The organism is Nonomuraea sp. SYSU D8015, from assembly GCF_008065375.1.
GTDB lineage: Bacteria > Actinomycetota > Actinomycetes > Streptosporangiales > Streptosporangiaceae > Nonomuraea.
Genome location: NZ_VJYI01000003.1, coordinates 200,790 through 224,205, shown reverse-complemented (window position 1 = coordinate 224,205; position 23,416 = coordinate 200,790). Strand labels below are relative to the sequence as shown.

22 protein-coding genes and 1 pseudogene are annotated in these 23,416 nt (G+C 72.5%); 9 read left to right on the top strand and 14 right to left on the bottom strand.

Annotated elements, in window-relative coordinates; genetic code table 11:
- The first annotated feature begins 6 nt into the window (after positions 1–6).
- The gene (locus tag ID574_RS16480) at positions 7–2,565 is read left to right on the top strand and encodes a glycoside hydrolase family 78 protein (protein ID WP_223166753.1); all 2,559 of its coding nucleotides are present in this window, start codon (positions 7–9) and stop codon (positions 2,563–2,565) included.
- 109 nt (positions 2,566–2,674) lie between these two features.
- Positions 2,675–3,016 (top strand): annotated as a pseudogene (locus ID574_RS16475) (cellulose binding domain-containing protein); the annotation flags it as partial.
- Here ID574_RS16475 and ID574_RS16470 read toward each other — a convergent pair.
- Complete coding sequence (locus tag ID574_RS16470; RefSeq protein WP_188189776.1) at positions 2,994–3,872, bottom strand: MBL fold metallo-hydrolase; 879 nt, start codon at positions 3,870–3,872, stop codon at positions 2,994–2,996. The pseudogene ID574_RS16475 and the gene ID574_RS16470 sit on opposite strands and share 23 nt — an antisense overlap.
- Before the next feature lie 118 nt (positions 3,873–3,990).
- Between ID574_RS16470 and ID574_RS16465 the strand changes: the two genes are divergently transcribed.
- The 3 genes from ID574_RS16465 to ID574_RS16455 all read left to right on the top strand — a co-directional run bounded on the left by ID574_RS16465 (position 3,991) and on the right by ID574_RS16455 (position 6,948).
- Positions 3,991–4,416: a MarR family winged helix-turn-helix transcriptional regulator gene (locus tag ID574_RS16465; protein ID WP_188189775.1), complete on the top strand. Its 426-nt coding sequence runs from the start codon at positions 3,991–3,993 to the stop codon at positions 4,414–4,416.
- A gap of 123 nt (positions 4,417–4,539) precedes the next feature.
- Positions 4,540–4,860, top strand: a complete 321-nt coding sequence (locus ID574_RS16460) for a tetratricopeptide repeat protein (protein ID WP_223166848.1) — start codon at positions 4,540–4,542, stop codon at positions 4,858–4,860.
- 72 nt (positions 4,861–4,932) lie between these two features.
- Positions 4,933–6,948 (top strand): ligand-binding sensor domain-containing protein, encoded by a 2,016-nt coding sequence (locus ID574_RS16455; RefSeq protein WP_188189773.1) that lies wholly within the window; start codon positions 4,933–4,935, stop codon positions 6,946–6,948.
- Here ID574_RS16455 and ID574_RS16450 read toward each other — a convergent pair.
- On the bottom strand, positions 6,933–8,891 hold the full coding sequence (locus ID574_RS16450; protein ID WP_188189772.1) for a hypothetical protein: 1,959 nt from the start codon (positions 8,889–8,891) through the stop codon (positions 6,933–6,935). The genes ID574_RS16455 and ID574_RS16450 overlap by 16 nt on opposite strands.
- A 114-nt stretch (positions 8,892–9,005) precedes the next feature.
- On the opposite strand from ID574_RS16450, the gene ID574_RS16445 reads away from it, so the two are divergent.
- Positions 9,006–9,557 (top strand): GNAT family N-acetyltransferase, encoded by a 552-nt coding sequence (locus tag ID574_RS16445; RefSeq protein ID WP_188189771.1) that lies wholly within the window; start codon positions 9,006–9,008, stop codon positions 9,555–9,557.
- Between the two features lie 83 nt (positions 9,558–9,640).
- Here the strand turns inward: ID574_RS16445 and ID574_RS16440 are convergent, their stop codons facing one another.
- The 4 genes from ID574_RS16440 to ID574_RS16425 form a co-directional block, all read right to left on the bottom strand.
- Positions 9,641–10,630: a glycoside hydrolase family 11 protein gene (locus ID574_RS16440; protein WP_188189770.1), complete on the bottom strand. Its 990-nt coding sequence runs from the start codon at positions 10,628–10,630 to the stop codon at positions 9,641–9,643.
- Between the two features lie 229 nt (positions 10,631–10,859).
- Positions 10,860–11,348 (bottom strand): phospholipase D family protein, encoded by a 489-nt coding sequence (locus ID574_RS16435; protein ID WP_188189769.1) that lies wholly within the window; start codon positions 11,346–11,348, stop codon positions 10,860–10,862.
- 149 nt (positions 11,349–11,497) lie between these two features.
- A complete protein-coding gene (locus ID574_RS16430) occupies positions 11,498–12,127 on the bottom strand; it encodes a response regulator (RefSeq protein WP_188189768.1) in 630 nt (209 codons plus the stop codon).
- 31 nt (positions 12,128–12,158) lie between these two features.
- Complete coding sequence (locus ID574_RS16425) at positions 12,159–12,794, bottom strand: sensor histidine kinase (protein WP_188189767.1); 636 nt, start codon at positions 12,792–12,794, stop codon at positions 12,159–12,161.
- Between the two features lie 54 nt (positions 12,795–12,848).
- On the opposite strand from ID574_RS16425, the gene ID574_RS16420 reads away from it, so the two are divergent.
- Positions 12,849–13,025, top strand: a complete 177-nt coding sequence (locus ID574_RS16420) for a hypothetical protein (protein ID WP_188189766.1) — start codon at positions 12,849–12,851, stop codon at positions 13,023–13,025.
- A gap of 149 nt (positions 13,026–13,174) precedes the next feature.
- On the top strand, positions 13,175–14,308 hold the full coding sequence (locus ID574_RS16415) for a hypothetical protein (RefSeq protein WP_188189765.1): 1,134 nt from the start codon (positions 13,175–13,177) through the stop codon (positions 14,306–14,308).
- Here ID574_RS16415 and ID574_RS16410 read toward each other — a convergent pair.
- The 8 genes from ID574_RS16410 to ID574_RS16375 form a co-directional block, all read right to left on the bottom strand.
- Positions 14,273–15,604, bottom strand: a complete 1,332-nt coding sequence (locus tag ID574_RS16410) for an alkaline phosphatase family protein (protein ID WP_188189764.1) — start codon at positions 15,602–15,604, stop codon at positions 14,273–14,275. The genes ID574_RS16415 and ID574_RS16410 overlap by 36 nt on opposite strands.
- Positions 15,604–16,713 (bottom strand): metabolite traffic protein EboE, encoded by a 1,110-nt coding sequence (eboE, locus tag ID574_RS16405; RefSeq protein ID WP_188189763.1) that lies wholly within the window; start codon positions 16,711–16,713, stop codon positions 15,604–15,606. The genes ID574_RS16410 and eboE overlap by 1 nt, the downstream gene beginning before the upstream one ends.
- A 2-nt stretch (positions 16,714–16,715) precedes the next feature.
- Entirely contained in the window at positions 16,716–17,561 is an 846-nt protein-coding gene (locus ID574_RS16400; RefSeq protein WP_188189762.1) for a TatD family hydrolase, read from the bottom strand.
- Complete coding sequence (locus ID574_RS16395; protein WP_188189761.1) at positions 17,562–18,068, bottom strand: EboA domain-containing protein; 507 nt, start codon at positions 18,066–18,068, stop codon at positions 17,562–17,564.
- Positions 18,013–18,879, bottom strand: a complete 867-nt coding sequence (locus ID574_RS16390; RefSeq protein WP_188189760.1) for a sugar phosphate isomerase/epimerase family protein — start codon at positions 18,877–18,879, stop codon at positions 18,013–18,015. The genes ID574_RS16395 and ID574_RS16390 overlap by 56 nt, the downstream gene beginning before the upstream one ends.
- Complete coding sequence (locus ID574_RS16385; protein WP_188189759.1) at positions 18,876–19,754, bottom strand: SCO3242 family prenyltransferase; 879 nt, start codon at positions 19,752–19,754, stop codon at positions 18,876–18,878. Before ID574_RS16385 ends, ID574_RS16390 begins: the two co-directional genes overlap by 4 nt.
- Positions 19,751–20,884, bottom strand: a complete 1,134-nt coding sequence (locus ID574_RS16380; RefSeq protein ID WP_188189758.1) for an inositol-3-phosphate synthase — start codon at positions 20,882–20,884, stop codon at positions 19,751–19,753. Before ID574_RS16380 ends, ID574_RS16385 begins: the two co-directional genes overlap by 4 nt.
- 121 nt (positions 20,885–21,005) lie before the next feature.
- Positions 21,006–22,196, bottom strand: a complete 1,191-nt coding sequence (locus ID574_RS16375) for an ROK family protein (protein ID WP_188190264.1) — start codon at positions 22,194–22,196, stop codon at positions 21,006–21,008.
- Positions 22,197–22,320: 124 nt separating this feature from the next.
- On the opposite strand from ID574_RS16375, the gene ID574_RS16370 reads away from it, so the two are divergent.
- The gene (locus tag ID574_RS16370) at positions 22,321–23,415 is read left to right on the top strand and encodes a Gfo/Idh/MocA family protein (RefSeq protein WP_188189757.1); all 1,095 of its coding nucleotides are present in this window, start codon (positions 22,321–22,323) and stop codon (positions 23,413–23,415) included.
- The last annotated feature ends 1 nt before the right edge of the window (position 23,416 follow it).

Genomic DNA, 23,416 nt, shown 5'->3' with positions numbered 1-23,416 from the left:
AGCATCTTGCTGCACGTCACAGCTCCCACCTTCGAACACCACCGCGACCCCCTCGGCATCGGCGAACCCACGCCCCGCCTGTCCTGGACCGTCGCCACCGACCTCCCCGGCTGGCGGCAGCAGGCGTACGAGATCGAGCTCGGCGACGGCACGGCCACCGGCCGCGTCGAGTCCGGCGAGTCGGTGCTCGTGCCCTGGCCGGGCGCGCCACTCGGCTCGCGCGAGCGGCGCGGCGCGCGGGTGCGCGTGTACGGCGCCGACGGCACGGCAGGGGACTGGAGCCCCTGGTCGTACGTGGAGGCCGGGCTGCTGGAGCCGGCCGACTGGCGGGCCGGGGCCGCCGCGCCGCCGCCGGAGCTGCTCGGCGTGCCCGACGGCCCCGCGCTGCTGCTGCGCCGCGACTTCACCGTACGCGGCCCCGTCCAGCGGGCCCGCCTGTACGTCACCGCGCACGGCACGTACGAGATCGAGCTCAACGGCCGGGTGGTCGGCGAGGACGTGCTCGCCCCCGGCTGGAGCAGCTACGGCCACCGCCTGCGCTACCGCACCCACGACGTCACGGATCTGCTGGCCGAGGGCGGCAACGCCATCGGCGCCACCCTGGCCGACGGCTGGTACCGCGGCCGGCTCGGCTTCCTCGGCGGCAAGACGAACATCTACGGCGACCGCACCGCCCTCATCGCCCAGCTGGAGATCACCTACGCCGACGGCACCACCGACGTCGTGACCACCGACGACCAGTGGCGCTGCGCCCCCGGCCCGGTCACCGCGGCCGGCCTCTACGACGGCGAGAAACACGACGCCCGCCTGTTGCCGGCCGGCTGGTCGCGGCCCGGCTTCGACGCCGCCTCCTGGCTGCCCGCCGACGTCCTGTCCCACGACCCCGCCCTGCTCGTCGCGCCCACCGGCCCGCCCGTGCGCCGGACCGAGACGCTGGCCCCCGTGGAGATCCTCACCAGCCCCTCGGGGAAGACCATCCTCGACTTCGGCCAGAACATCGCCGGCCGCCTGCGGATCCGCGTGCAGGGCCCGGCCGGGCACACGGTGACCCTGCGCCACGCCGAGGTGCTGGAGAACGGCGAACTGGCCCTGCGCCCGCTGCGCGAGGCCGCCGCACTCGACGAGTACACGTTGCGCGGCGATCCCGAGCCGGAGGAGTGGGAGCCCCGCTTCACCACCCACGGCTTCCGCTACGCCCAGATCGACGGCTGGCCCGGCGAGCTCGACCCCGCCGACGTGCGGGCCGTCGTCTGCCACACCGACCTGCGCCCCATCGGCGCCTTCTCCTGCTCCGACCCGCTGCTGAACCGCCTGCACGACAACGTCATATGGAGCATGCGCGGCAACTTCGTCGACCTGCCCACCGACTGCCCCCAACGCGACGAGCGGCTCGGCTGGACCGGCGACCTCCAGGTCTTCGCCCCGGCCGCCGCCTTCCTGTACGACTGCACCGGCGCGCTGGCCTCCTGGCTCGCCGACCTCGCCGCCGAGCAGGCCGAGCACGGCTCGGTCCCGCCGTACGTGCCGTGGGTGGAGCTCATGTTCCCGCCCGAGCCGGCGGCGGCCTGGGGGGACGCCGCGGTGCTCGTCCCGTGGGTGCTCTACCAGCGCTCCGGCGACCTCGGCCTGTTGCGCACCCAGTATCCGAGCATGACGGCGTGGGTGGACCAGGTCGCCGCGCTGGCCGGCGAGGACCACCTGTGGGACCAGGGCTTCCAGTTCGGCGACTGGCTGGACCCGGCGGCGCCCCCGGACGACCCCGGGCGGGCGCGGACCGATCACGCGCTGGTGGCGACCGCGTATCACGCCTGGACGGCCCGCGTCGTGGCCGATGCGGCGGCGCTGCTCGGCCACGACGCCGACGCCGCCCGCTACGCGGAGCTCGCCGAGGCGGTGCGCGCGGCCTTCCGCCGCGAATTCGTCACCTCGTCGGGGCGGCTGGCCTGCGACACCCAGACCGCCTACGCCCTCGCCCTGTGCCTGGACCTGCTGGACGGGCCTGAGCAGCGGGAACGGGCCGGACGCCGCCTGGTCGAGCTGGTCACCGCCGACCACCACCGCATCGGCACCGGCTTCGTCGGCACCCCGCTCGTCTGCGACGCGTTGTGCTCGGTGGGTGCGTACGACACCGCGTACGCGCTGCTCATGCAGCGGAACTGCCCCTCGTGGCTGTACCCGGTGACGATGGGCGCCACCACCATCTGGGAGCGGTGGGACAGCATGCTGCCCGACGGCACGGTCAACCCCGGCGAAATGACCTCCTTCAACCACTACGCCCTCGGCGCGGTGGCCGACTTCCTGCACCGCACGGTCGCCGGCCTCGCCCCGGCCGCCCCCGGCTACCGTCGCCTGCGCATCGCGCCGCGGCCGGGCGGCGACCTCACGCACGCGTCGGCGAGCCTCGACACCCCGTACGGCCCGGCCTCGGTCTCCTGGACCAGAAAGGGCGGCACGCTCACCGTCACCGCCACCGTCCCCCCGGGCACCCTCGCCGAGGTCGACCTCCAGGGGGCCGTCCCGCAGGAGGTGGGCGCCGGCACGCACACGTTCACCACCGTCATCTGACCGGCGCCCAGCCGGCCGCCGGAAGCGAACGGGCAACACCTCGCCGGTCCGGAACACCGCGGCGGTCACCACCCAGCCGGGCACGTCCACCGGGGTCTGCACGGCCGTCCCCACCGTGCAGACCAAGTGGGCCACCGGGTACGTCATCCAGCCGCTGACCATCACCGACACCGGCACCTCCACGATCATCGGATGGACGGTCACCTTCACGCTGCCGGCCGGGCACACGCTCACCGGCTCGGACCGCGCCGACCATGCCGGAGGCCGGCGCGCGCCGGCGGGCGGGGGCACGGGAGGCGATGAGCCGGGCGGCGGTCGGCTGGGCCAAGCTGCTGGCGAGCGCCGTGGGGACAGGCGCAGGTCGGCGGTGATGGGCGCGGCCATCGCCCCGACGGCGAACCGCGGTATCACGGTCAGGTGGCGGGCGGTCAGGCGACGGGGACCCAGGTGAACCGGCCGTCGGGGCGGGGCTCGGCCCGTCCGAAGACCACGTCGGCGAAGTGGACGCCGTAGCCGATCGTGTCGGGGCGGCTCAGCTCTTCGACCAGGCGCCGGCGGTGCTCGGCGGATTCGGCGGGGTCGTGGTCGATCCCGCAGGACCATTCGGGGTGGGTGACCTGGATCGGCGCGTGCAGGGCGTCGCCGAAGGCGATGAGCCGCCGGTCGCCGCCGGTGATGGTGTAGGCGGTGTGGCCGACGGTGTGTCCCGGCGCGAACGAGGCCCGGACGCCGGGGAAGATCTCCTCGTCGTCCTCGATCGTGCGGACCCGGGGTGCGAGGACGGCGAGCCGCGGCTCGGCGGCGAGGTCGCGCCCCTCCCACTCCGGCGCCGCGACCAGATGGGCGGCGTGCGCGAAGGGCGGTGCGTCCTCGCCGGGCGCGTCGCTCCACGTCCACCCCAGGTGGTCGACGTGCAGGTGGGTGATGGCGACGGCCTCGATCTGCCCCGGCGTACGGCCCAGTCGCCGCAGGCCGTCCAGCAGGTCACCGCCGTACAGGCGCCCCAGCAGCGGGTTGGCGGGGTCCTCGGGGTGGGACTCGGGTCCGAACCCGGCGTCGATGAGCAGCGCCCGGTCACCCCGCTCGACCAGCAGCCCGCCGATCCCGGCGACCAGGAAGCCGTCCTCGTCGAGGTGGTCGCGGTGGTCCGCCCAGTCGGCGTCGGTGGCGGCGGGCAACCAGCCGCGCGGCTTGAGCCGGACCACCCCGTCCGGGACATAAGTGATCGTCAGGTCACCCAGCTGGAGCGAGCGGACGCGCGGCGCGCGGCTCAGCCGGGCGCGGTCGAAAACGGTCGTCGTGGTCATGGATCCTGCCTCGTTCCTCGTTCGCTCGGGGAGACGCCGCCGGTCGGCGGCACGAGGAGGACGTTACAACTAGAACTATTCTAATTGCAATCATTCGAGTTGTAGTAGACTGCCCGCCGTGAGCGACGAGCGCGAGACCCGGGCCCAGGCCGACCGCGAGCTCTGCGGCCTGGTCAACGGCCTGGCCAAGCAGATCGAGGCGCACGTCAGGGTCCGCGCGGCCACCCTCGGCCTGACCGCCTCGCAGGGCGTCGCGCTGCGCGAGCTGACCGGTCCCATGACCCTGCGCGAGCTCGCCGAACGGATGAGCTGCGAGCCCTCCAACGCCACCTTCGTCGCCGACCGCCTCGAGGAGCAGGGCTACCTCGAGCGCCACCCGCACCCCGGCAACCGGCGCGCCAAGCAGCTCGTCCTGACGCCCGCGGGCGCCGAGCTCCGCGAGCGCCTCCTGGAGCTGCTCGCCGAGGACTCCCCGCTGGCCCCGCTGTCCCACGACGAGCAGGACGCCCTGCAGCGCCTGCTCGTCCGCGCCGTCGTCCGCTGATCCGCCCCCGCCATGCGGCGCGCGACGCGGGGAATGGCCGGCGCCCGTCGCATGTTCGGACGCAGTGTGATTTGAAGCTTCAACTACATGGGGCTGTTCCGGGGAGGAGGGACGTTGATCGACGTGACGCATGGGGGCCTGGCCGAGGAGTACCGGCGGGGGCGCCTGTTCTTCGACGCCAAGGACTACATCGGCGCCGCCGGGATCCTGGCGGGTGTCGTGGCCGAGGCGCCGGACAACCTGGCCGCCCGGTTGCTGCTGGCCCGTGCCTACTACCACTCCGCCCAGCTCGGGAAGGCCGAGAAGGAGCTCCGGCGGGTCCTGGACCACGCGCCGGACGAGGGGTACGCATACCTGCTGCTCGCGCGTACCCTGCAGCGCCAGAACAGGCCTGGGGAAGCCGAGCCGTACCTGCGCCTGCACGCCGCGATGACGGGGTCGTGACGGCACATCCATTAGTTCCTGGGCCGTAATTCGCTATTGACGCCTAGCCGAGGAAGTTTTTAAGTTCCGGTCATGGCCTTAATTAAGCGCATGCTGGCGTGCGGCATGGCGGCCGCTCTCGCCGTACTCGGCGCCGCGCCGGCGGTCGCGGCGGCGCCCCACGTGGAGGACCTCGGCGTCCCCCTGGAGGACGTGCTGCTGATCGGCGGCGTGGTGGCGCCGGGACCCGGCGGCCGGACCGTGTTGTGGGGTGCGTCCTCGGGCGCCCCCGCCCACCTCAATGCCGTCGATCCCGTCACCGGCGGCGAGGTGGCCCGCCACGACCTGCCGGGCGCGGGCGGCTCCTGGGCCGTGGACGCCGCCCTGGACGGGAGCGTGTACGCCGGCACGTACGGCGACGGCCGCCTCTACCGCTGGACGGACCAGGGCGGCGTCCAGGACCTCGGCAGGCCTCTGCCCTCGGAGAACTTCATCTGGTCCGTGGCCGCCGGGGAGGGCGCCACCGTCTACGGCGGCACCTCGCCGGGCGGCCGGCTGTTCGCCTACGACCCGGCGAGTGGCGTGCGCGACTACGGCAGGCTCTCGCCCGCCCACGCCTATGTCCGCAGCGTCTCCTACGCCGGCGGCAAGGTCTACGCGGGCACCGAGGCTCCCGCCGCCGTTTTCGAGATCGACGCCGCCTCGGGCGCGGTCAGGCGGCTCCCCACGCCGGACGGCCTCGACCCGGCGGGCAAATGGGCCTACGACGTGAACGCGGCGGGCGGCTTCCTCTACGTCCGCTACGGCGGCGCGAGCCCGGGGCCGCTCCACGTCTGGGACATCGCCGCCGGCCGGTGGACCGACATGCTCGACGCCGCGCACGGCCTGGACGTCTCGCCGCCGGACGACGCGGGCGCTGTCTATCTGGTCAAGGGCGGTGAGCTGGTCCGCTACGACCCCCGGACCAAGGCCACCACGCAGACCGGGGTGCCCGTCACGGGCCGCGTGGCCAACACGCGCGGGATCGGCTGGGCCGAGCTGGGTCTGCCGGACTATCCGGGCAAGAGCGTCGTCGGGCTGCTCTGGCGCGGGTTGATGTTCCGGTACAACCCGCAGACCGGCGCGAAGTCGTTCCTCCAGACGGCGGTCAAGGGCGAGCCCATCGACGTGACCGCGCTCGCCGAGGGCCCTGACGGCCGCATGTACGCCGGCGGCTTCCTCAACGGCGGTTTCGCCGCCCTGGACCCGAAGACCGGCAAGAGGGAGGAGTTCCACACGTTCTCCCAGAGCGAGGACATGACCGCCCACGACGGCAAGCTGTACATCGGCGCTTATCCGGAGGCCAGGGTCTACGCCTACGACCCGCGGCTGCCGTGGAACAGCACCGAGTACTCGCCCAGCCCCGAGCCCGGCCCGGCGGCCAACCCCGCCCGGCTGTTCGACCTCGCCGCGGACAAGCAGATCAGGCCGCGGGCGCTGGCGTCGGCGGGGCGATACCTCGCCGCCGGCACGATGCCCGACCTGGGCGAGCTCGGCGGGGTGCTGGCCGTGTGGGATCCGCGGACGGGCACGCTCAAGCACGCCCAGCGCAACGTGGTCGAGGATCAGAGCATCGTCTCGCTGGCCTACCGCGACGGCGTGCTCTACGGCGGCACGTCGATCTACAGCGGCCAGTCGGCCACGCCGCCCACGCAGCCGGAGGCCAAGCTGTTCGCCTGGTCGGTGAAGGAGAGCCGGTTGCTGTGGGAGATCGTTCCCGCCCCGGGCAAGCCCGCCGTCCCGGCGCTGGCGTTCGACGACCGGGGGCGGCTGTGGGGGATCGCCGGTGGGGAGGTGTTCGCGGTCAGCACTGCCGCCCGCAAGGTGATCGAGCGCGTCACGCTGTCGGGCAGCACGAACGCGAGCGGGCAGCTCGCCTTCAACCGCCGCGACCGCACCCTGTACGGCGCGCACGCCGGCCAGTACGTCTTCTCCCTCGACCCGCGGACCGGGCGGCACGCCGTGCTGCGGCAGGGGCCCGTGCACCAGCTCGCGGTGCACGGGTCCGGGGACGTCTACTTCGCCGAGGGATCGCGCCTGCTCCGGCTGACCCGTCAGCAGACGCGGTAGGTGTAGAAGTTCTCGAAGCGCGACAGGTAGAGGTGGCCGTCGGGGCCGAGGACCAGGTTGGAGATCGGGCGGGCGATGAGCGTGAGCGCCATCGTCCCCGGATCGATCCGGTACGCCTTGCCCTGCACCTTGCCCCACAGGAAGCCCTTGTGGAAGACGAGGTGGGTGTCCAGCCATACCTGCGTGGCGCTGGACCAGGGGTAGGTCTGGTGCTTGACGGCCCGGACGGTGCGCCCGGTGGCCGGGTCCAGCTCGAACAGGGTGTCCGGGGTCAGCCCCCACAGCCGCCCGGCGTCGTCGAAGGCGATCGAGCCGAGCGCCAGGTCGCCGGGGACGGGGGTGGTCTGCCAGAGGAGCGAGTCCGTGGCGACGTCGTAGGCGAACGCCACGGCCTCGCCGCGCGGCGTGCTGGTGCCGCCGAAGGCCGAGGTGGCGCCGTAGACGATCCCGTCGCGGTAGGCCAGCCCGATGACGCTGTGGCCCGGGACGATGTCCCGCTTGACCACTGTGCGCCCGGTGGCGGGATCGAGCAGGCCGAGCGCACCGCCGTGGGTGCCGGCCTTGGGCACGGTGCCGAACGCCAGCCGGTCGCCCGCGGAGATCATCGCGAAGGGCCGGTCCTGCTCCTGGGCGCCGAGGTCGAGCAGGAGCCTCGGGGCGGTCCCGTCGAACTCGTAGATCCTGGCGCCCGGGTAGACGCCGAGGTAGAGCTTGCCCTGGTGGGTGACGATGCCCTCGCTCTGGCCGACGTTCGGCCAGTAGGCGGCCTCACCGGTGGCGGGGTCGTAGGCGGCCAGGCCGCCGGTGAAGAAGCCGCCCGCGTAGACGCGGCCGTCGGGGCCCGCGCCGAGTGAGCGGATGCTGACGGGCTGGCCGGTCAGGGTGCCGTCGAGCAGCCGGCCCTGCCCGGTCTTGCGGTCGAAGTGCCAGATGCGGCCGGTGGAGTTGGTGCCGACGAGCGTGTGGCCGAGCCAGCCGAGCGGGCGGACGGCGCCTTCGCCGTACCCGGTGAAGCCCAGTTCGGTGATCTTTCCGGTCGTGAGGTCATATGTGACGAGCTCGTCGTGCTGCACCAGGTAGAGGTGGCGGCCGTGCCTGCCGCCGCCGACGGTGAGGTTGTCCACGTCCTCCACGACGTCCTTCCACGCGCGCTTGCCCAGGTCGTACACGCCCATGGGGTTGGCGCCCGTGGAGGTGACGAAGCGGACCAGCAGGTAGCGGCCTGCCACGTCGACGTCGTAGGCGTAGCCGCTGCCCTCGACGGGCGGGTCGATCAGCCGCTCGAGCGTGCCGCCGGGGGAGAGCACCGCGACCTTCATGCTGCGCGCGCCGACGCCGGCGTACAGGGTGCCGTCCTCGGCCACGGCCAGGTCCCTGACGTACTGGTCGCCCGGGACCGGGCTGCCGAGGTCGGTGAAGCCGCCGGTGGCGGTGTCGTAGCGGAAGAGCTTGCCCGTGGGTGACGTGCCGCCGTAGACGGCCGAGCCGTCGGGGGCGGCGGCGACGGTCCAGATGAAGGTCTCGGTCGCGATGGGGATGCCGAGCTGCGTCACCTGGTCGGTGGACGGGCTGTAGCGGAAGAGGCGGCCCATCGCCCCTGCGGTGGCGTTGTAGCTGCCGACGTACACGGAGTGGTCCGGGGCGACGGTGACGGCCCAGGAGCCGAGCGCGAGAGGGAGCGGCCGCTCGCCGATCAGGCGGCCGTCGCGGGCGTCCCTGATCCCGAGCAGCGCCGGGCCGGAGGCGCTGGAGGTGACGGAGTAGACGCGCGGGCCCTGCGGATGGCGGGCGTCCAGCGCTGTGCCGGCGGTGGTGGCGCCGGTCAGCGGGAGCGTGCCGAGGTTGTGGAAGCCGCATCCGGTCGGCGGGGCTGCTGCGGATTCGGCCGGGGCCGGAGCTGAGAGGGATGAGGCAACGAGGAGCGCTGTCACGAAGATACGCACGTACGACCTCCCATAGCTACATAACGGCCTTGACCGTAATTCGCAGGACGGGTCCGTGGCAAGGGCCCGGCGGCGTCCGGCCGGGGCTCTTCGCGGTGTGTGGGATCTTGGAGCATGGCCTATCGCGTCCATCAATACGACCAACCCGGCATCACGCCCATATCCCCGCACATCATCGAGCTGTACCGGCGGTGCTACGCCGCCCCGCCTTGGTCGGAAACCCCTGAACAGCTCGACGGCTACCCCGCCAAGCTCGCCGCGGCCACCAAGCGGCCCGGGTTCACCGCCCTGACGGCGCGTGATGACAGCGGCCGGTTGGCCGGTGTCTGCTACGGCTGGCCCACGCCCGCCGACCTGACCGGCAGCCACATCTACGACGCCCTCGTCAAGACCTTCGGCCCGGACGCCACCGCCGCCCTCACCCGCGACGCCTTCGAGGTCGCCGAACTCTTCGTCCACCCCGAGCACCAGGGGCGAGGCATCGGCCGGCGCCTGCTCGCCGAGGCCACCGGTCACTGGCCCGCGGCCTGGCTCATCACCGATCCCCAGGCCCCTGCTGCCGCCCTCTACCGCAAACTCGGCTGGCGGGAGTTCGGCGCCCTGCCGGCCGACTTCTACCCGCAGCTCAGGTTGTCGGTGTTCGCCCGGGCCGACATGACGGCGTGAGGCTCCGGAAGCCGGGCAGCAGTGTGGCGCGGCGGCCCACGGGGCGCCGCGCCACAGGTGCGGGGGTTCGGGCGGTGCGGAAGTCAGCCGGCGCTGCAGGAGACGGTCGGCCAGGTCCAGTTGCCGTTGTGCTGGATCGTCACACCCCAGTTGTTGCCGTTGCCGTTGGGTCTGGCGGTCAGCACCTGGGAGCTTGGGTAACTCGCGCTGATGTTCCAGGTGGCGATGATCTGCGCCGGGGACGGCACGTTCATCGTCACGGTCCAGTTGCTGGAGCCGCTGACCGCGACGTTGAGGTTGTAGCGGTCGCTCCACTGCTGACCCGCGGACAGCGTCGCGGTGCAGCCGCCACCGCCGCCACCGCCGCCACCGCCGCCGGAGGAGCCGCCCACCGTGATATTGGAGTTTCCGCTGCTCTGATATCCCTCCGTCGCGAGAATCATGTAGTCATGGCTGCCCAGGTTCATTCCATGACGGGCCCATGCGTCGAAGTGGTTGCCCGAGGTTATGGTGCCGCCCGTTCTCTTCGACTGCCGCACGCTCCAGTACTGATTGAACGTTCTGGTCCCCTCGATGGAGGGGGCGTTGTACCGCGTCGTCTGGTAGATGTCGTACGTGCCGCCATCGCTGGTGACGGTGCCCTTGTACGTTCCCGTGGGCCGGTAGGTGCCCCAGTTGTCGACGATGTAGTACTCCACGAGCGGATTTCTCGTCCACCCGTAGAGGGTCAGATAGGCGTTGCCGGACGGATTGAAGCTGCCTGAATACGTCACCGTCCTGCGCCCGCCGGGGTTCCAGCCCTTGCCGGCCACGAAATTCCCGGTGTTGCGCCATGAGGTGCTGTAATTGCCGCCGGATCCCAGCTCCATCGACACGGTCCCGGGACTGTCGGTCCAGAACGAATAGAAGTAGCCGTTGTTGGTGCCCGTCTGGTTCGAGGTTATGGGCGCTGCGTTGGCGGTGCCGGGCACCATGGTGGTGGCCGCGACCAGCGCTACGACGCAGGCACGGCCGATGAGCAGCCCGATGCGGCCGCGTCCGCGGCTCTTCGGGCGGGCGGGGGCGTCGTCCATGTGCGTGCTTCCTCCTCGTGGAGTCTGGTGGCCAGACAGCGAGTGACGAAACTATCGGCGCAGTGGCGAAAGTATCGGCGTGCCTCTGTGATGCTGTCAACGCCTGCTGAAGGGTCACCTGGCTCTTGAGGAAGACGTTTGCCTGATAGGCAGCCATTTGCGGCGGACGGGCCCCGAAGAGCCTGATGAAAATTTCAGATTCCGCCCGAAACTTGCTGTCGTCAGGTCGTCAGCCCTGGGCGGTGGTGGCGGCGGTGCGCATCCGGTCGAAGTTGGCTACGTACTGCCGGTAGATGTCCTTGTCGTTCAGCTTCAAGAGGGTCTGGTCGTTGCGTCGCAGCGACGTCTCGTTGTAGTTGTGGCTGCCGGTGATGACCCACCGGGCGTCGCGGTCGCCGTCGAGGACGACCCGCACCTTGACGCCCCGCCGGTGCGCCTTGATCAGCTCGTCGGCGAACTCCGTCCCGGCGGTGCCCGACATGACGAAGTGCGCCACCTGGATGGCCGACCCCGCGGGCGTCTGCCGGACCAGGCCGCACAGCTCCCGCACGATGGCCACCGGGTCGCCGCCCACCGGCTCGCTGAACACCGCTCCGGTCGCGACCGGCTCGACCGGGGCGTCGGCGCACGTGGACGCCTGAGCCGTGGCCGTGCCCGTCATCGTGGCGGCGGCGATGACGGCGCCCGTCGTCAGCAAGGACAGGGTGGTGCTCGGCATGCGGTACTCCTCGACGTTTGCGGGCGGGACTGATCGGGGTTATGGAGAGGCCCGATACAGATCTTGAAGTCGAGGGTGGCGTGTGGCGGGACGGTCCGCTGAAGGCGGGCGGAACGATCCGTGAACATCCCTGTGACAAAGCCCTGCGATCAGGGTTCGGCTCTTCCGGTGGCCCAGGCCCACGCGGCGATGGCGACCCGGTTCCTGGTTCCGGTCTTGTTCTGGATGGACGCGATGTGGTTCTTCACGGTGCCGGGGGAGAGGAAGAGCGCGGCGGCGATCTCGGCGTTGGTCATGCCCTGGGCCACCATGGCCACGATCTGGTCTTCTCTCTCGGTCAGGACGACGTTCGGCGGCCGATGCGGCAGGCCGCGCCCGCGCAGCAGCCGGACGGTGAGCTGTGGGCTGATGAGCATGTCGCCGTTCATCGCGGCCCGGATGGCCTCGATGAGCAGAGTGGGGCCGGAGCGTTTCAGGATGAACCCGGCCGCGCCGTGGCTCAGCGCGGCGTGGACGTACTCGTCGAGCCCGAACGTGGTGACGACCACGACGTGAATCCCGGTGCCCGCCAGCGCGCGGGTCACCTCGATGCCGTCGGCGCCGGGCATGCGGATGTCGGCGAGCACGACGTCGGGTCGGATCGTCTTGGCGGTGTCGATCGCGGTGCGGCCGTCGGCGGCCTCGGCCACGACGGTCATGTCGGGCTGGGCGTCGAGGATCATGCGGAAGGCGCTGCGGATGCCTTCCTGGTCGTCGGCGATGAGGATTCGGGTGGCCACTCCGGCGATTGTGCCAGCGGCAGGCGGGCCGTCAGCGACCACCCGTCCGGTACGGCCCGCGTGACCAGCTCGCCGCTCTGTTCCGCCCGAGCGCGGCCAGGCCGGGCAGGCCGGACCCGCCACGACGGCGGCTTCGCGTGCGGATCACCCCGTCGTTGGTCATCGTGACCTCCAGGACGCCGGGCGAGGCGCTGACGCGCAGGTCGACGCGCGTGGCTCGCGGAGCGTGCCGACGGACGTTGGTCAGCCCCTCGACCACGATCCGGTAGGCCAGGGCCGCGGCCTCCACCGGGACCGTCGCGGCCGGGTCCATGCTCAGGCGAACCTGCGCAGGGCCGGCGGCGGAGAACCGCTCGGCCGCCGCGGCTATGCCGCCCAGGTCCCCGACGGGGCTGAGAGGCGGGTCGTCATGCAGCATGTCGAGCGTGCGGTCGAGCATCGACAGGGCCCGCTGGCCCGCGGCCTCGACGCGTTCGAGAGCCTGCAGCGGATCGCCCGCGACCCTGCCCGCCTGGGCGTGTGCCACCATCTCGCTGATGTCGTGGGCGACGAAGTCGTGCAGGTCCCTCGCCAGCCGCAGCCGCAGGGCGGTGCGGGTGCCGGCCACCGCGCGCTCCTGCCGTGCATCGAGAAAGCGCAGGTAGGCGCCCACGGCGGCGGCCAGCACCGCGCCGAGCCCCCAGAACGCGCACGCGCCACCGCCTCCAGCGGCGAAGCGGGCGTGAAGACGCGCAGCAGCCAGCTGGCCGATGCCACAGCCGCCGCCGGCGCGGAAGGCGCGGCCTGCCGGAGCGGCGCGTACCGGACGACCAGCCCGGCCGACACCATCAGCGCCACGCTCTCGACCATCCCCAGCACGTCCGCACCCCGCGCAGGCTGCGCGAGGCCGATGACGTGAGCCAGCGTGACGGCCAGGGACACGCCCGCGGCCGGCAGGGTCAGCGCGGGCAGGCGCGGCCTGAGCCGAGGCCGGAACAACCCGGCCGCGGCCACCGCGACAGCGATCGACACCGACACCAGGGCCACAGCCGCCATCACAGTCACCCGATGACGATACGCGCATCCGGCGACGCGCCCGCGAGCGCCGAACGGCACCTCGGCCGGCCACAAGAGGTGCCGAACGGCATCTGGTTCGCCGGCCTGCCGGGCCGGGAGGCTGATCACATGACAACCTTCACCTCTGGCAGGTACGGGTATGCGGCGGCGCTGTGGGCGCTGGCCTACGGTGTGCTCGGCGCGGCCTGGGCGCTCGGGATGCCGGGCTTCCCCTGGGGGGCCACCGATCCCGACCCCGACGGGGCCCTGTCGATCCTGGCAGCCACGACGCCGCGCTTCGGCTGGTGGATCGCCGCCTTCTCGCTGCTCACCGCGGTGACGGCGCTGGCGCTGACCCGCGGGAGCCGCCAGCGTGCGCCGTTGTTCCTGGCCTGGCCGATCGCCGCGGTCCTGGTCCTGGCGATCCCCGACTCACGGCTGATGATGGGCGTCGCCTACACGCCGCTGCTGCTGGTCGCCCCCTTCTTCGGCTGGGGCCTGGGCGGCGCCGGCTTCGCCGACGCCTGGCCGTGGCCGGTCCTCAACCAGCTCGTGTGCGTGCTGGGCGGCCTGCTGCTGGCCGCCGCGGCGCTGGCCTACGGACGCGACCAGGGGCGCGGGAGCTGGTTCACTCCGGAGCGCGGGCGCATCGCGGTGTACGTGGCGGTCGCGGTGCCGCTGGTGTATTGCGCCACCCGCTGGGCGTGGGCGCTGGGCATCCCGCTCGGCGTGAGCGAGGAGTTCCTGGCCGCGGGCGAGGACGGCCTGTGGCTGGCGGGCGCGTACCTGGCGACCTTCGGCGCGTTCGGCGGCGTGCTCACCCTCGGGCTGACCCAGCGGTGGGGCGAGGTCTTCCCGCGCTGGATCCCCGGCCTGCGCGGCAGGCGGGTGCCACCGCTGCTGGCGGTCATCCCGGCCGGGTTCGTCTCGATCATCGTCACGGTGGCCGGGCTCACCTACATCCGCTGGACGATCGCCGGCCGGTTCGCTCTGTCCGAATGGGGAGCGTGGCTGCCGGAATGCTTCTGGCCGATCTGGGGCGCCGCGCTGGCCACCGCCGCCATCTCCTACCACCGGCGCCGCGCACCGGGGCGTAGTGCCGGTGCGCGGTCAGCGGCTTCTGCTCGCCAGGCCGGCCAGGAGTGACTTGACCTCGGTCGCCTCGTAGGAGTCGCGGTCGAAGGGGCCGATGATCAGCGGGCCGTCGCCGGGTTGATCGGGCAGGCGGCCGTGACTGCCCCGCACCGGTGCCGGGTCGAGCGGCACCACCGGCATCGTGTAGCGGAAGCCCAGCTTCTTCCTGGCCAGCGCCGCCGCGGCACGGAGCTTGACGAACGGGTCGCTCGGGTTCATGAACAGCTCGGCGGGGTCGTAGCCGGGTTTGCGGTGGATGTCCACGAGCCTGGCGAAGTCGGGGGCGCGGTCGTCGGAGAGCCAGTAATAGTAGGTGAACCAGGCGTCGGGCTCCGCCACCGCGACGAGCTCACCGGCGCGTTCGTGGTCGAGCCCGTACTTCGCCTTCCCCGCCTGGTCGAGCACCTCGTCCACGCCGGTCAGCTCGGCGACGACCGCGCGGGTGCGGTCGAGGTCGGCCGGGTCGCGCACGTACACGTGGGCCACCTGGTGGTCGGCGACGGCGAAGGCCCGGGACGTCCAGGGGTCGAGGTACTCCATCCCGGCCTGCGTGTAGACCTCCAGCAGCCCCGCGGTGCGCAGCGCCCGGTTGACGTCCACCGGGCGGGACGCCGGGGTGATCCCGTATTCCGAGAGCACGACCACCTGGGCGTCCTCGGCCAGGAGCGGAGCCAGCGCGGCGTCGACGGCGCGGGCCGCGGCGACCGCCTCGGGACCGGCGGGGCCGTACCGCTGGAGGTCGTAGTCCAGGTGGGGCACGTAGACCAGCAGCAGGTCCGGCCGTTCGCGGGCCAGGATGCGGCGGGCCGCGGCGATGATCCACTCGGAGGAGGCGATCCCCGCGTTGGGGCCCCAGTAGGTGAAGAGGGGGAACGGCCCCAGCGCGGCCTCGAGGTCGTCGTGGAGCGAGGGCGGGCGGGTGTAGCAGTCGGGCGACTTGCGGCCGTCGGCGTGATAGATGGGGCGCGGGGTGACGAGCAGGTCGGTCCGCGCGCCCATCGCGTACCACCAGCAGACGTTGGCGGTGCGCAGGCCGGGCACGGCGGTCCACAGCTGGTCGCCCTGGATGAGCGCGTTGTGCTGGCGCCACAGCAGCACCTCGCCGAGGTCGCGGAAATACCACCCGTTGCCGACGATGCCGTGGTCGCGGGGCATCGAGCCGGTCAGCAGGGTGGCCTGCATCGAGCAGGTGACGGCCGGGAGCACGGGCCGCAGCGCGGCCGCGGCCCCGACCTCGGCCACGTTCGGCATGTGCGCGAGCAGGCGCGGGGTGAGCCCGACGACATTGATCACGATGAGCGGTGCCATCACGTCTCCTTCAGCCCGAGGGCGGCGAGCTGCCCCCGCATCCAGTCGAGCTCGGCGGCGATGCCTTCGGCCAGGTCGGACGGCGCGCCGGGGAGCACGTTCCAGGTGTAGGTCTCCACCTCGACGTGCCTGGTCAGCGGTGACTCTCCGCCGAGGAGCACGTCCAGCAGGCCACGCAGGTAGGGGGCGCTGGTGGTGAGCGGAGGGGGCGGCGCGTCGTGCAGCGGGACGTGGAAGTGCACGCGCCAGCTCTCGTCCGCGGGCAGGCCGCCGGCCAGGGCTTCGCCCAGGTCGTCGGCGTACCCGGTGGCGGAGCGCGTCTGGTGGAGGAACCTGGCCTCGTCGAACGCCGCCAGCGTCCGCTGCGCCCCCGGCGGGGCCTCCAAGGCGCATGACGCCTGCAGCTTCACGATCGGCAGCCCGGTGCGGGCGCCCGCGCCGGGCTCCTCGAAGCCCACGGCCATGTGGCAGGCGTCCAGGCAGAGGCCGAGGTGGTCGTGGTCGACGTCGCTCAGCAGGGTCGCCTGGGGAGTCGTCTCGATGATGCAGCCCGGCTCCGGCTCGAAGCCGAGCCGGATCACCTTGCCGGTATGTCCGGCCAGCGCGCGCAGCCCCTCGGCGGCCGCGTCGAGATTGGCCATGACCGCCGCCGCCTTGTCCCCCGTCCACCCGGTCCGCCAGGCGAGGGGGAGCGTCGAGATCGTCCCCTCGGTGACGTCGTCCGGCAGCAGCGCGGCGAGGATCTCGGCGAGCCCGAGCGTGTAGCGCAGCCGCTCCGCGTCGGCCCAGTCAGGGGAGTAGACGCGGTACTTCACGATCTCGTCGTGGAAGCCGCGGTAGGGGAATCCGTTGAGGGTCACGACCTCCAGTCCGAGCGCGGTCAGCCGCTCGCGGAGCCGGGCGAGCTCGCCGGGATGGGCGAGCAGGTCCGCGGCGGCGTGCTGCGACAACCACAGGCCGAGGCCGAGCCGTTCGACGCCGAGCAGTCGCCTGACCCGCGCGGCGATGCCGGACAGCTGAGCGTGGATGCCGGGGAGATCCTCGGCGGGGTGGACGTTGGTGCAGTAGGAGAGGTGCACGGTCGAGCCGTCGGGATGGCGCAGCCGCATGGTCAGCCCCGCTTGATCGTGTTGCCGGCGTAGTCGGGGCCGGATTCCGAGCCGGTCTCGAGGACGAGCCGGCCGCTCTGCCCGTAGAAGGCGACCGGATTGCGCCAGAGCACCCGGTCGACGTCGTCCTCGCCGAAGCCGGCCGCGAGCATGGCGTCGGCGACCTCGCGCGTCTTCAGCGGGTCGCTCCGTCCCCAGTCGGCGGCGGAGTTCACCAGCATCCTGTCCGTGCCGTACTCCTTGAGCACGGCCACCATCCGGTCCGGGTCCATCTTGGTGTCGGGGTAGATCGAGAAGCCCATCCAGCAGCCCGAGTCCGCGACCATGCCGACGGTCATCTCGTTGAGGTGGTCGACGAGCACCTGCTCAGGGGGCATCCCGGCGGCCCTGACCACGTCGAGCGTCCGGCGGGTGCCCGTGGCCTTGTCCCGGTGCGGCGTGTGCACCAGGACGGGGAGATCGTTCTCCCGCGCCAGGACGAGCTGGGCCTCGAAGGCCCGCTCCTCGTCGGCCGTCATCGAGTCGTAGCCGACCTCGCCGACCGCGACGACGGAGTCCTTCAGCAGGTATCGCGGCAGCTCGGCCAGCACGCCCCTGCACCGGGGGTCGTTCGCCTCCTTTGGGTTGAGCGCGAGCGCGCAGTGGTGGCGGATGCCGTACTGCGCGGCGCGGTACGGCTCCCAGCCGAGCAGCGCGTCGAAGTAGTCGAGGAAGCTCCCCACGTTGGTACGGGGCTGGCCCAGCCAGAAGGCGGGCTCGACGACGGCCCGGACCCCCGCGGCGTGCATGCGCTGGTAGTCGTCGGTGGTCCGGGAGGTCATGTGGATGTGGGGGTCGAAGATGCGCATTCAGATCCTCTCCAGGACGTCGCGCGGGACGGGCCGACCGGCCGCCCGCAGCTCCGCCGCGTAGTCCGACAACATCCGGGCCAGTTCGGCGTCGAACCGGCGGTCCAGCTCGGCCACCGCCGCCAGGGGGATCGACATGAAGACGCACTTGAGCACCCCTTGACGGAAGGAGTGGTCGTCCAGCCACGCCGAGCCGTACGGGCCGAGGGCAGCGGCGACCAGCCGGGCGTCATTGGTGCGCAGCGCGTCCTCCACCAGGCCGACCGCCGTCCCGTCCAGGTCGAGCTCGTGCAGGGCGGTCAGGATCGCCAGCCGCTCGCCGCTGTCGCCGGCCTCGTACAGGCTGCGGATCACCGCGTGGTGGCCGTGCAGCGCGCCGAGCAGCGCGCGCCGGGCACCCGGGCCGCCCCGCCGCTCGGCCTGCGGGAAGAGCCGGTGGATCGCCTGCGGGTCAGCCTCGACCTGCCGGACGGCTTGTGCCAGCCACTCCTGTGCCGGCTCCTTCATGTGCCCTCCTCAAGAAGTCGATCGATCGGCGGGCGACCTGCGGGGCCGCGTGGCTGTGCCGGGCCAGCTCCACGGCCACCAGACCCGGGTAGCCGTGCAGCGCGGCGAGCACCGGCGCGAAGTCGATCTCACCCTCGCCGAACTCCAGGTGCTCGTGGACGCCCCGGCGCATGTCCTCGATCTGCACGTGCACGGTGTACGGCAGCGCCCGGCGGACACAGGTGGCCAGGTCCTCCCGCTCCACGCAGTGGCAGTGCCCGATGTCGAGGGTGAGGCCGAACCGGGGATGGGCGCCGAGCATCGCACGCAGCCGCTCGTAGCCGTCCAGGTCGGCGACGAGCATCCCGGGCTCGGGTTCGAATCCCAGCGTGACGCCCACCCGGTCGGCCTCGTCGAGCAGCCGTGCGCACTCGCAGGCCAGCCGCGTGTACGCCGCCGCCTCCGTCATGCCGTCGGGCAGGGCCCCGCTCCACAGATGCACCACGGGAGCGCCCAGGTCGGCGGCGACCCGCATCGCCGTGGTCAGGAACTCCACTCGGCGCTCGGCGCCGTCGCTGATGAGGGTCGGATGGTGCTTGCGGAGGGGATCGAGGGTGTAACGCCCGCCCGTCTCGACGACGGCGTCGAGGCCGAGGCGATCGAGGAGCGCGGCGATCCGGGACACCTCCGCGGCCAGGCCGGGGGAGTAGGGGTCGAGATGACCGTGGTCGAGCGTGATCGCCGCACCGGCGTATCCCAGGTCGGCCAGGACCTCGAGCGCCTCGCCGAGCCGGTGATCGGAGAAGCCGTTGGTGCAGTAGGCCCACTTCACGATGTCGCCAGCCGGGACGAGAGCCACCGTCCCACGGGCAGCGAGCACAGCAGCGCGCCGGCCGTCGCGGGCCGCCCGCCGCCGGCCACCGCCGCCGCCTGGAGCGGGATGAGGCCGAGGATGCTCAGCCGGACGGCCTGCCGGACGTTCTCGGGGTCGGGGCGGGTCCGTAACCCGGCCTGGACCGGGAGGGTGGAGGCGAGGTAGCCGGCGATGAGGACGCCCGCGCCGGCCCGGGCGGCGGCTCCGTTGCGCAGGCGGGAGGGGCCCGCGCCGGCCCGGTCACGCAGGCAGGAGGCCGCCGCGAGCCCGGCCGCCGCGGTGCTGGCCACGAGCGCGCGCTCGGCGGTCCCGGGCGTCGCGCCCGTCACCTCGGCGCGGCCCAGGACACTGATCCCGTAGGTGTGCGCGCCTATCGCCAGCGCCGCGGGCACGGCGGCTCGAGCCTGCTCGCCGGCGCCCAGGAGCACGTCCAGCACGCGGCACGCCGCCATCGACGCCGGTCCCGCCGCCGTCCGCTTGAGGCCCAGGTCGTAGGCCCACACCGCGCCGGCCAGCAGTCCCGCCACGGTGAGAGCGCGGCGGCCGCCGGCGACGGCGGCGGTGGCCAGGCCCGCGCCGGTCAGGGCGGCCGCGAGGCCGAGCGCGGCGCCCGGGCGGACCCTGCCTGACGGGATCGGGCGTTCCGGCCGCTCGACAGCGTCGGCCTCACGGTCCGCCCAGTCGTTGAGCGCCATTCCCGACCAGTACATGAGCACCGAGGCCAGGGCCAGGCCGGGCGCGGGACGACGCCCCGCGGCGGCGGCCCCCGCCATGGTGTCCCCGGGCACCGACAGGGCGGCCGGTGCGCGCACCAGCTCCAGGAGCGCCCTCATGACAGCTCCTCGGCGAAGGCGCGCAGCCGGGCGTACTGGACGGCCAGCGCGTGCTCGTCCGTCCCCAGCGGGCTCTTGAAGAAGTAGGCGAGCTCGGGCAGGACGCCGTGCCGCCCTTTCTCGTGCGCACGGGCGACCAGCCGGGCCAGGTCCAGGACGAGCGGGGCGGCCAGCGCCGAATCGCAGCCCTGCCAGGTGAACTGCATGGCCATCCGCACGCCGAGGAATCCCTCGAAGGTCACGTGATCCCAGGCGGTCTTCCAGTCTCCGAGGTCGGCGACGTAGTCGATGTGCGTCTGCCCTTCGACGGGCTCTCCCAGGACTCCGGCGACGACCTGGTCCTTGGAGAGCTGCTTGCTCGACCTGGCGGCCGGATCTGCGAGCGTCGCCCCGTCGCCGCCGCCGAGCAGGTTGAGCCCGGACCAGGAGCGGACCCGCAGCGCCCGGCCGGCGAACATGGGCGCCAGGGCGCTCTTGACCAGGGTCTCGCCGGTCTTGCCGTCGCGTCCGGCGTACGGCACGCCCCGCTGGGCGGCGAGTTCCGCCAGGGCGGGCAGGGTCGGCCCGGTGGAGGGGGTGAACTCCACATAACCGCACCCGGCGTGGAACGCCGCATAGGCGTACAGCGAGCTCGGCGGCAGGACGTCGTCCCCCGCCGCGAGCCGCTCCTCGAGGTCGGCCAGCCTTGTGAACTCCGGGCGCGAACCGGCCGGGGGCTCGGTCGACGACACGTTGATGACGACCACCCGGGCCAGCCCGTGCCGGGCGCGGAAGCCGGCGATGTCGCCGATCAGCCGGGCCGCGGCCCGCCCGCCGTCGCCGGGGACGTGACCCGGCCGGATCTCGGCGTCGGCGGCGTCCAGCTCGGAGGCGAGCAGCCCCGGCAGGTCCGGCGGTATCACCCCTGCCCTGGCCAGCTGCTCGGCCCGCTTGCGTAAGGACGTCTCGGTGATGTCGTGGCCGCCGAAGACCAGGTCGGCGATCGGAACCAGGTGCCCGGGAAAGCCGGGGGACTCGCTCACGCATCCTTGCGGGGAGGCCACTCCCGCCTTGATGGCCGCGGCGCCGACGGTCGCGGTGGTCGCCACGGATCCCCGTGCCCCGATGAGCCACACACCGAGCTTGTCCATGAAAGCTCCATCGTGTCGGGACTACCCCCGCATGCGGAAGGCATCCGGTATGTAAGTAACCGCGATGTTAAGAGCTACTTTTGTCGATGGTCAAGCATAAGGCGGGCCAGCGGCCGTCTTATCATCCTCCGCTTGCGGCCATCACCGCCTGGTCCACCGCCTCGGGCGCCAGCACGTGCTCGATCACCATCACCGCCGCGCCGGTGACGCCCGCGCGGTCGCCGAGCTCGCTGGTCAGGATGCCGAGGTGCTGCGTGGCCAGCGGCAGCGACCTGCTGTAGATCACCTCGCGGACGCCCGCGAGCAGGTGTTCGCCCGACTCCGCGATGTCGCCGCCGACGACGATGAGCGAGGGGTTGAAGAAGTTGACGACCGAGGCCAGGACCGTGCCGATCTCGCGGCCGGCCTGCCGGACGGCCTGGATCGCCGGGACGTTGCCCGCCCGCACCAGCTCGACGACGTCGCGGCTGACGGAGGTGTCCTCGCCCGCCGCGCGCAGGCGGGCGGCCAGCGCGCCGCCGCCCGCCACGGCCTCCAGGCACCCGGTGTTGCCGCAACGGCAGACGACGTCCTCGAACGACGGGACCCGGATGTGGCCGATGTCGCCGGCCGCTCCCTGGGCGCCGCGATGCAGGCGGCCCTCGCTGATGATGCCGCAGCCCACACCGGTGCCGATCTTGACGAAGATCATGTGCCTGACCTGCGATCTGACCGCCCAGTACTCGCCGAGCGCCATGATGTTCACGTCGTTGTCGACCAGCACCGGGGCGCCGAGCCGCGCGCTCAGCCACTCGGGCACCGCGAAGCGGTCCCACCCCGGCATGATCGGCGGGTTGACCGGCTTGCCGGTGTCGTGCTCCACCGGGCCGGGGAGGCCGACGCCGATGCCGCACACGTCGGCGATGCCGCGCCCGCACTCGCCGAGCAGCTCGTGGAAGCTCTCGACGAGCCAGGTCAGCACAGGCACCGGACCCCGGTCGATGGGCATCTCGGCGGTGCGCTCGGCGAGCACCGTGGTCGCGAGGTCGGTGACGGCGAGCCGGGCGTGCGTCACCCCGAGGTCCGCGGCCAGCACGACGCGCGCGCTCCGGTTGAAGGCGAACGTCGTCGCGGGACGCCCGCCGGAGTGGATCGCGTCGTCGGTCGGCGCCACCAGGCGTTGGTTGAGCAGGGCGTCCAGCCGCAGTGACAGCGTCGAGCGGGCCCATCCGGTGAGCTGGGCCAGCTCGGCGCGGGTGCGGGGCCGCCCGTCGCGCAGGATCGAGAGCAGGACCCCTGCGCCGGTGGCCGAGCCGCCGGTGTCGATCAGCATGCTCTCAGCCAACACCTGCTCCGTTCATCGGGGCGACATCTTTCGTGATCACCCTCTAATTATGCCGCATCGGCGGGAGCTTTTGCTTGACCGTCGACATAAGACGGTTCTAGCATCCCGCAACATGAGGGATATAAGCCCGAAACCACCCGATAGCCCTAGGGTTGGCATCATCGGGACGGGTTTCATGGGGCGGGTGCATGCCCGCGCCGCGCGGCTCGCCGGTGCGACCATCGCCGGAGTGGCCGGATCGCGACCCGAGAACGCGCAGCGGGCCGGCCTCGGCTCGGTGAAGGTCTTCTCCTCCGCCGACCAGCTCATCGAGTCCGGCGAGATCGATCTGGTGCACATCTGCACCCCCAACCACCTCCACGCCCCGTTCGCCCTCAAGGCCCTGTCCGCCGGACTGGCCGTGATCTGCGAGAAGCCGCTCGCCACGGACGCGCCGACCGCCGCGCTGATGGCGGGGCGGGCGGCCGAGGCCGGACTGGTCGCGACGGTCCCGTTCGTCTACCGCTTCCACGCCATGGTCAGGGAGGCCCGGCAGCGCGTCGCCCGCGGCGACGTCGGCCGGATCAGCCTCATTCAGGGGAGCTATCTGCAGGACTGGCTGCTGCGCCCGGACGACGACAACTGGCGGGTCGACCCGGAGCTGGGCGGGCCGAGCCGGACGTTCGCCGACATCGGATCCCACTGGTGCGACCTGGCGGAGTTCGTCACCGCGGACCGCATCGTCAGCGTCTGCGCGCAGACCGCCGTCGTGCAGCCGGCGCGTGCGAGCACGACCGCCGTGGTGACCGAGGACGTGGCCACCGTCCAGTTCCGCACCGCCTCCGGGGCCGTCGGCGCGCTCGTCACCAGTCAGGTCTCCCCGGGCCGTAAGAACCGGCTGTTCCTCGAGATCTCCGGCACCGAGGCGAGCCTCGCCTTCGACCAGGAGCAGCCGGAACTGCTCTGGCTGGGGGAGCGCGCCGGGTCGCGGGCCCTCGTGCGCGACCCGGAGACCCTGTCCGAGGCGGCCCTGCCCTACTCCCCGCTGCCCGCCGGGCACGCCCAGGGGTACCACGACTGCTTCGACGCCTTCGTCGCCGACACCTACGCCGTGCTCGGTGGCGAGCACCGCGACGGGTTGCCGGTGTTCGCGGACGGCGCCCGGGCCGCCGCGATCTGCGAGGCCGTCCTCGCCTCCGCCGATTCGGGGAGGTGGACCGAGTGCTGAG

Coding starts and splice junctions, on each gene's coding strand:
- ID574_RS16440 (WP_188189770.1), bottom strand. CDS start 10,630: ATGGACGACGCCCCCGCCCGCCCGAAGAGCCGCGGACGCGGCCGCATC.
- eboE (WP_188189763.1), bottom strand. CDS start 16,713: ATGCGGCTGCGCCATCCCGACGGCTCGACCGTGCACCTCTCCTACTGC.
- ID574_RS16435 (WP_188189769.1), bottom strand. CDS start 11,348: ATGCCGAGCACCACCCTGTCCTTGCTGACGACGGGCGCCGTCATCGCC.
- ID574_RS16395 (WP_188189761.1), bottom strand. CDS start 18,068: ATGAAGGAGCCGGCACAGGAGTGGCTGGCACAAGCCGTCCGGCAGGTC.
- ID574_RS16370 (WP_188189757.1), top strand. CDS start 22,321: ATGAGGGATATAAGCCCGAAACCACCCGATAGCCCTAGGGTTGGCATC.
- ID574_RS16410 (WP_188189764.1), bottom strand. CDS start 15,604: ATGGCACCGCTCATCGTGATCAATGTCGTCGGGCTCACCCCGCGCCTG.
- ID574_RS16445 (WP_188189771.1), top strand. CDS start 9,006: ATGGCCTATCGCGTCCATCAATACGACCAACCCGGCATCACGCCCATA.
- ID574_RS16385 (WP_188189759.1), bottom strand. CDS start 19,754: ATGAGGGCGCTCCTGGAGCTGGTGCGCGCACCGGCCGCCCTGTCGGTG.
- ID574_RS16380 (WP_188189758.1), bottom strand. CDS start 20,884: ATGGACAAGCTCGGTGTGTGGCTCATCGGGGCACGGGGATCCGTGGCG.
- ID574_RS16455 (WP_188189773.1), top strand. CDS start 4,933: ATGGCCTTAATTAAGCGCATGCTGGCGTGCGGCATGGCGGCCGCTCTC.
- ID574_RS16375 (WP_188190264.1), bottom strand. CDS start 22,196: ATGCTGATCGACACCGGCGGCTCGGCCACCGGCGCAGGGGTCCTGCTC.
- ID574_RS16415 (WP_188189765.1), top strand. CDS start 13,175: ATGACGATACGCGCATCCGGCGACGCGCCCGCGAGCGCCGAACGGCAC.
- ID574_RS16470 (WP_188189776.1), bottom strand. CDS start 3,872: ATGACCACGACGACCGTTTTCGACCGCGCCCGGCTGAGCCGCGCGCCG.
- ID574_RS16400 (WP_188189762.1), bottom strand. CDS start 17,561: ATGCGCATCTTCGACCCCCACATCCACATGACCTCCCGGACCACCGAC.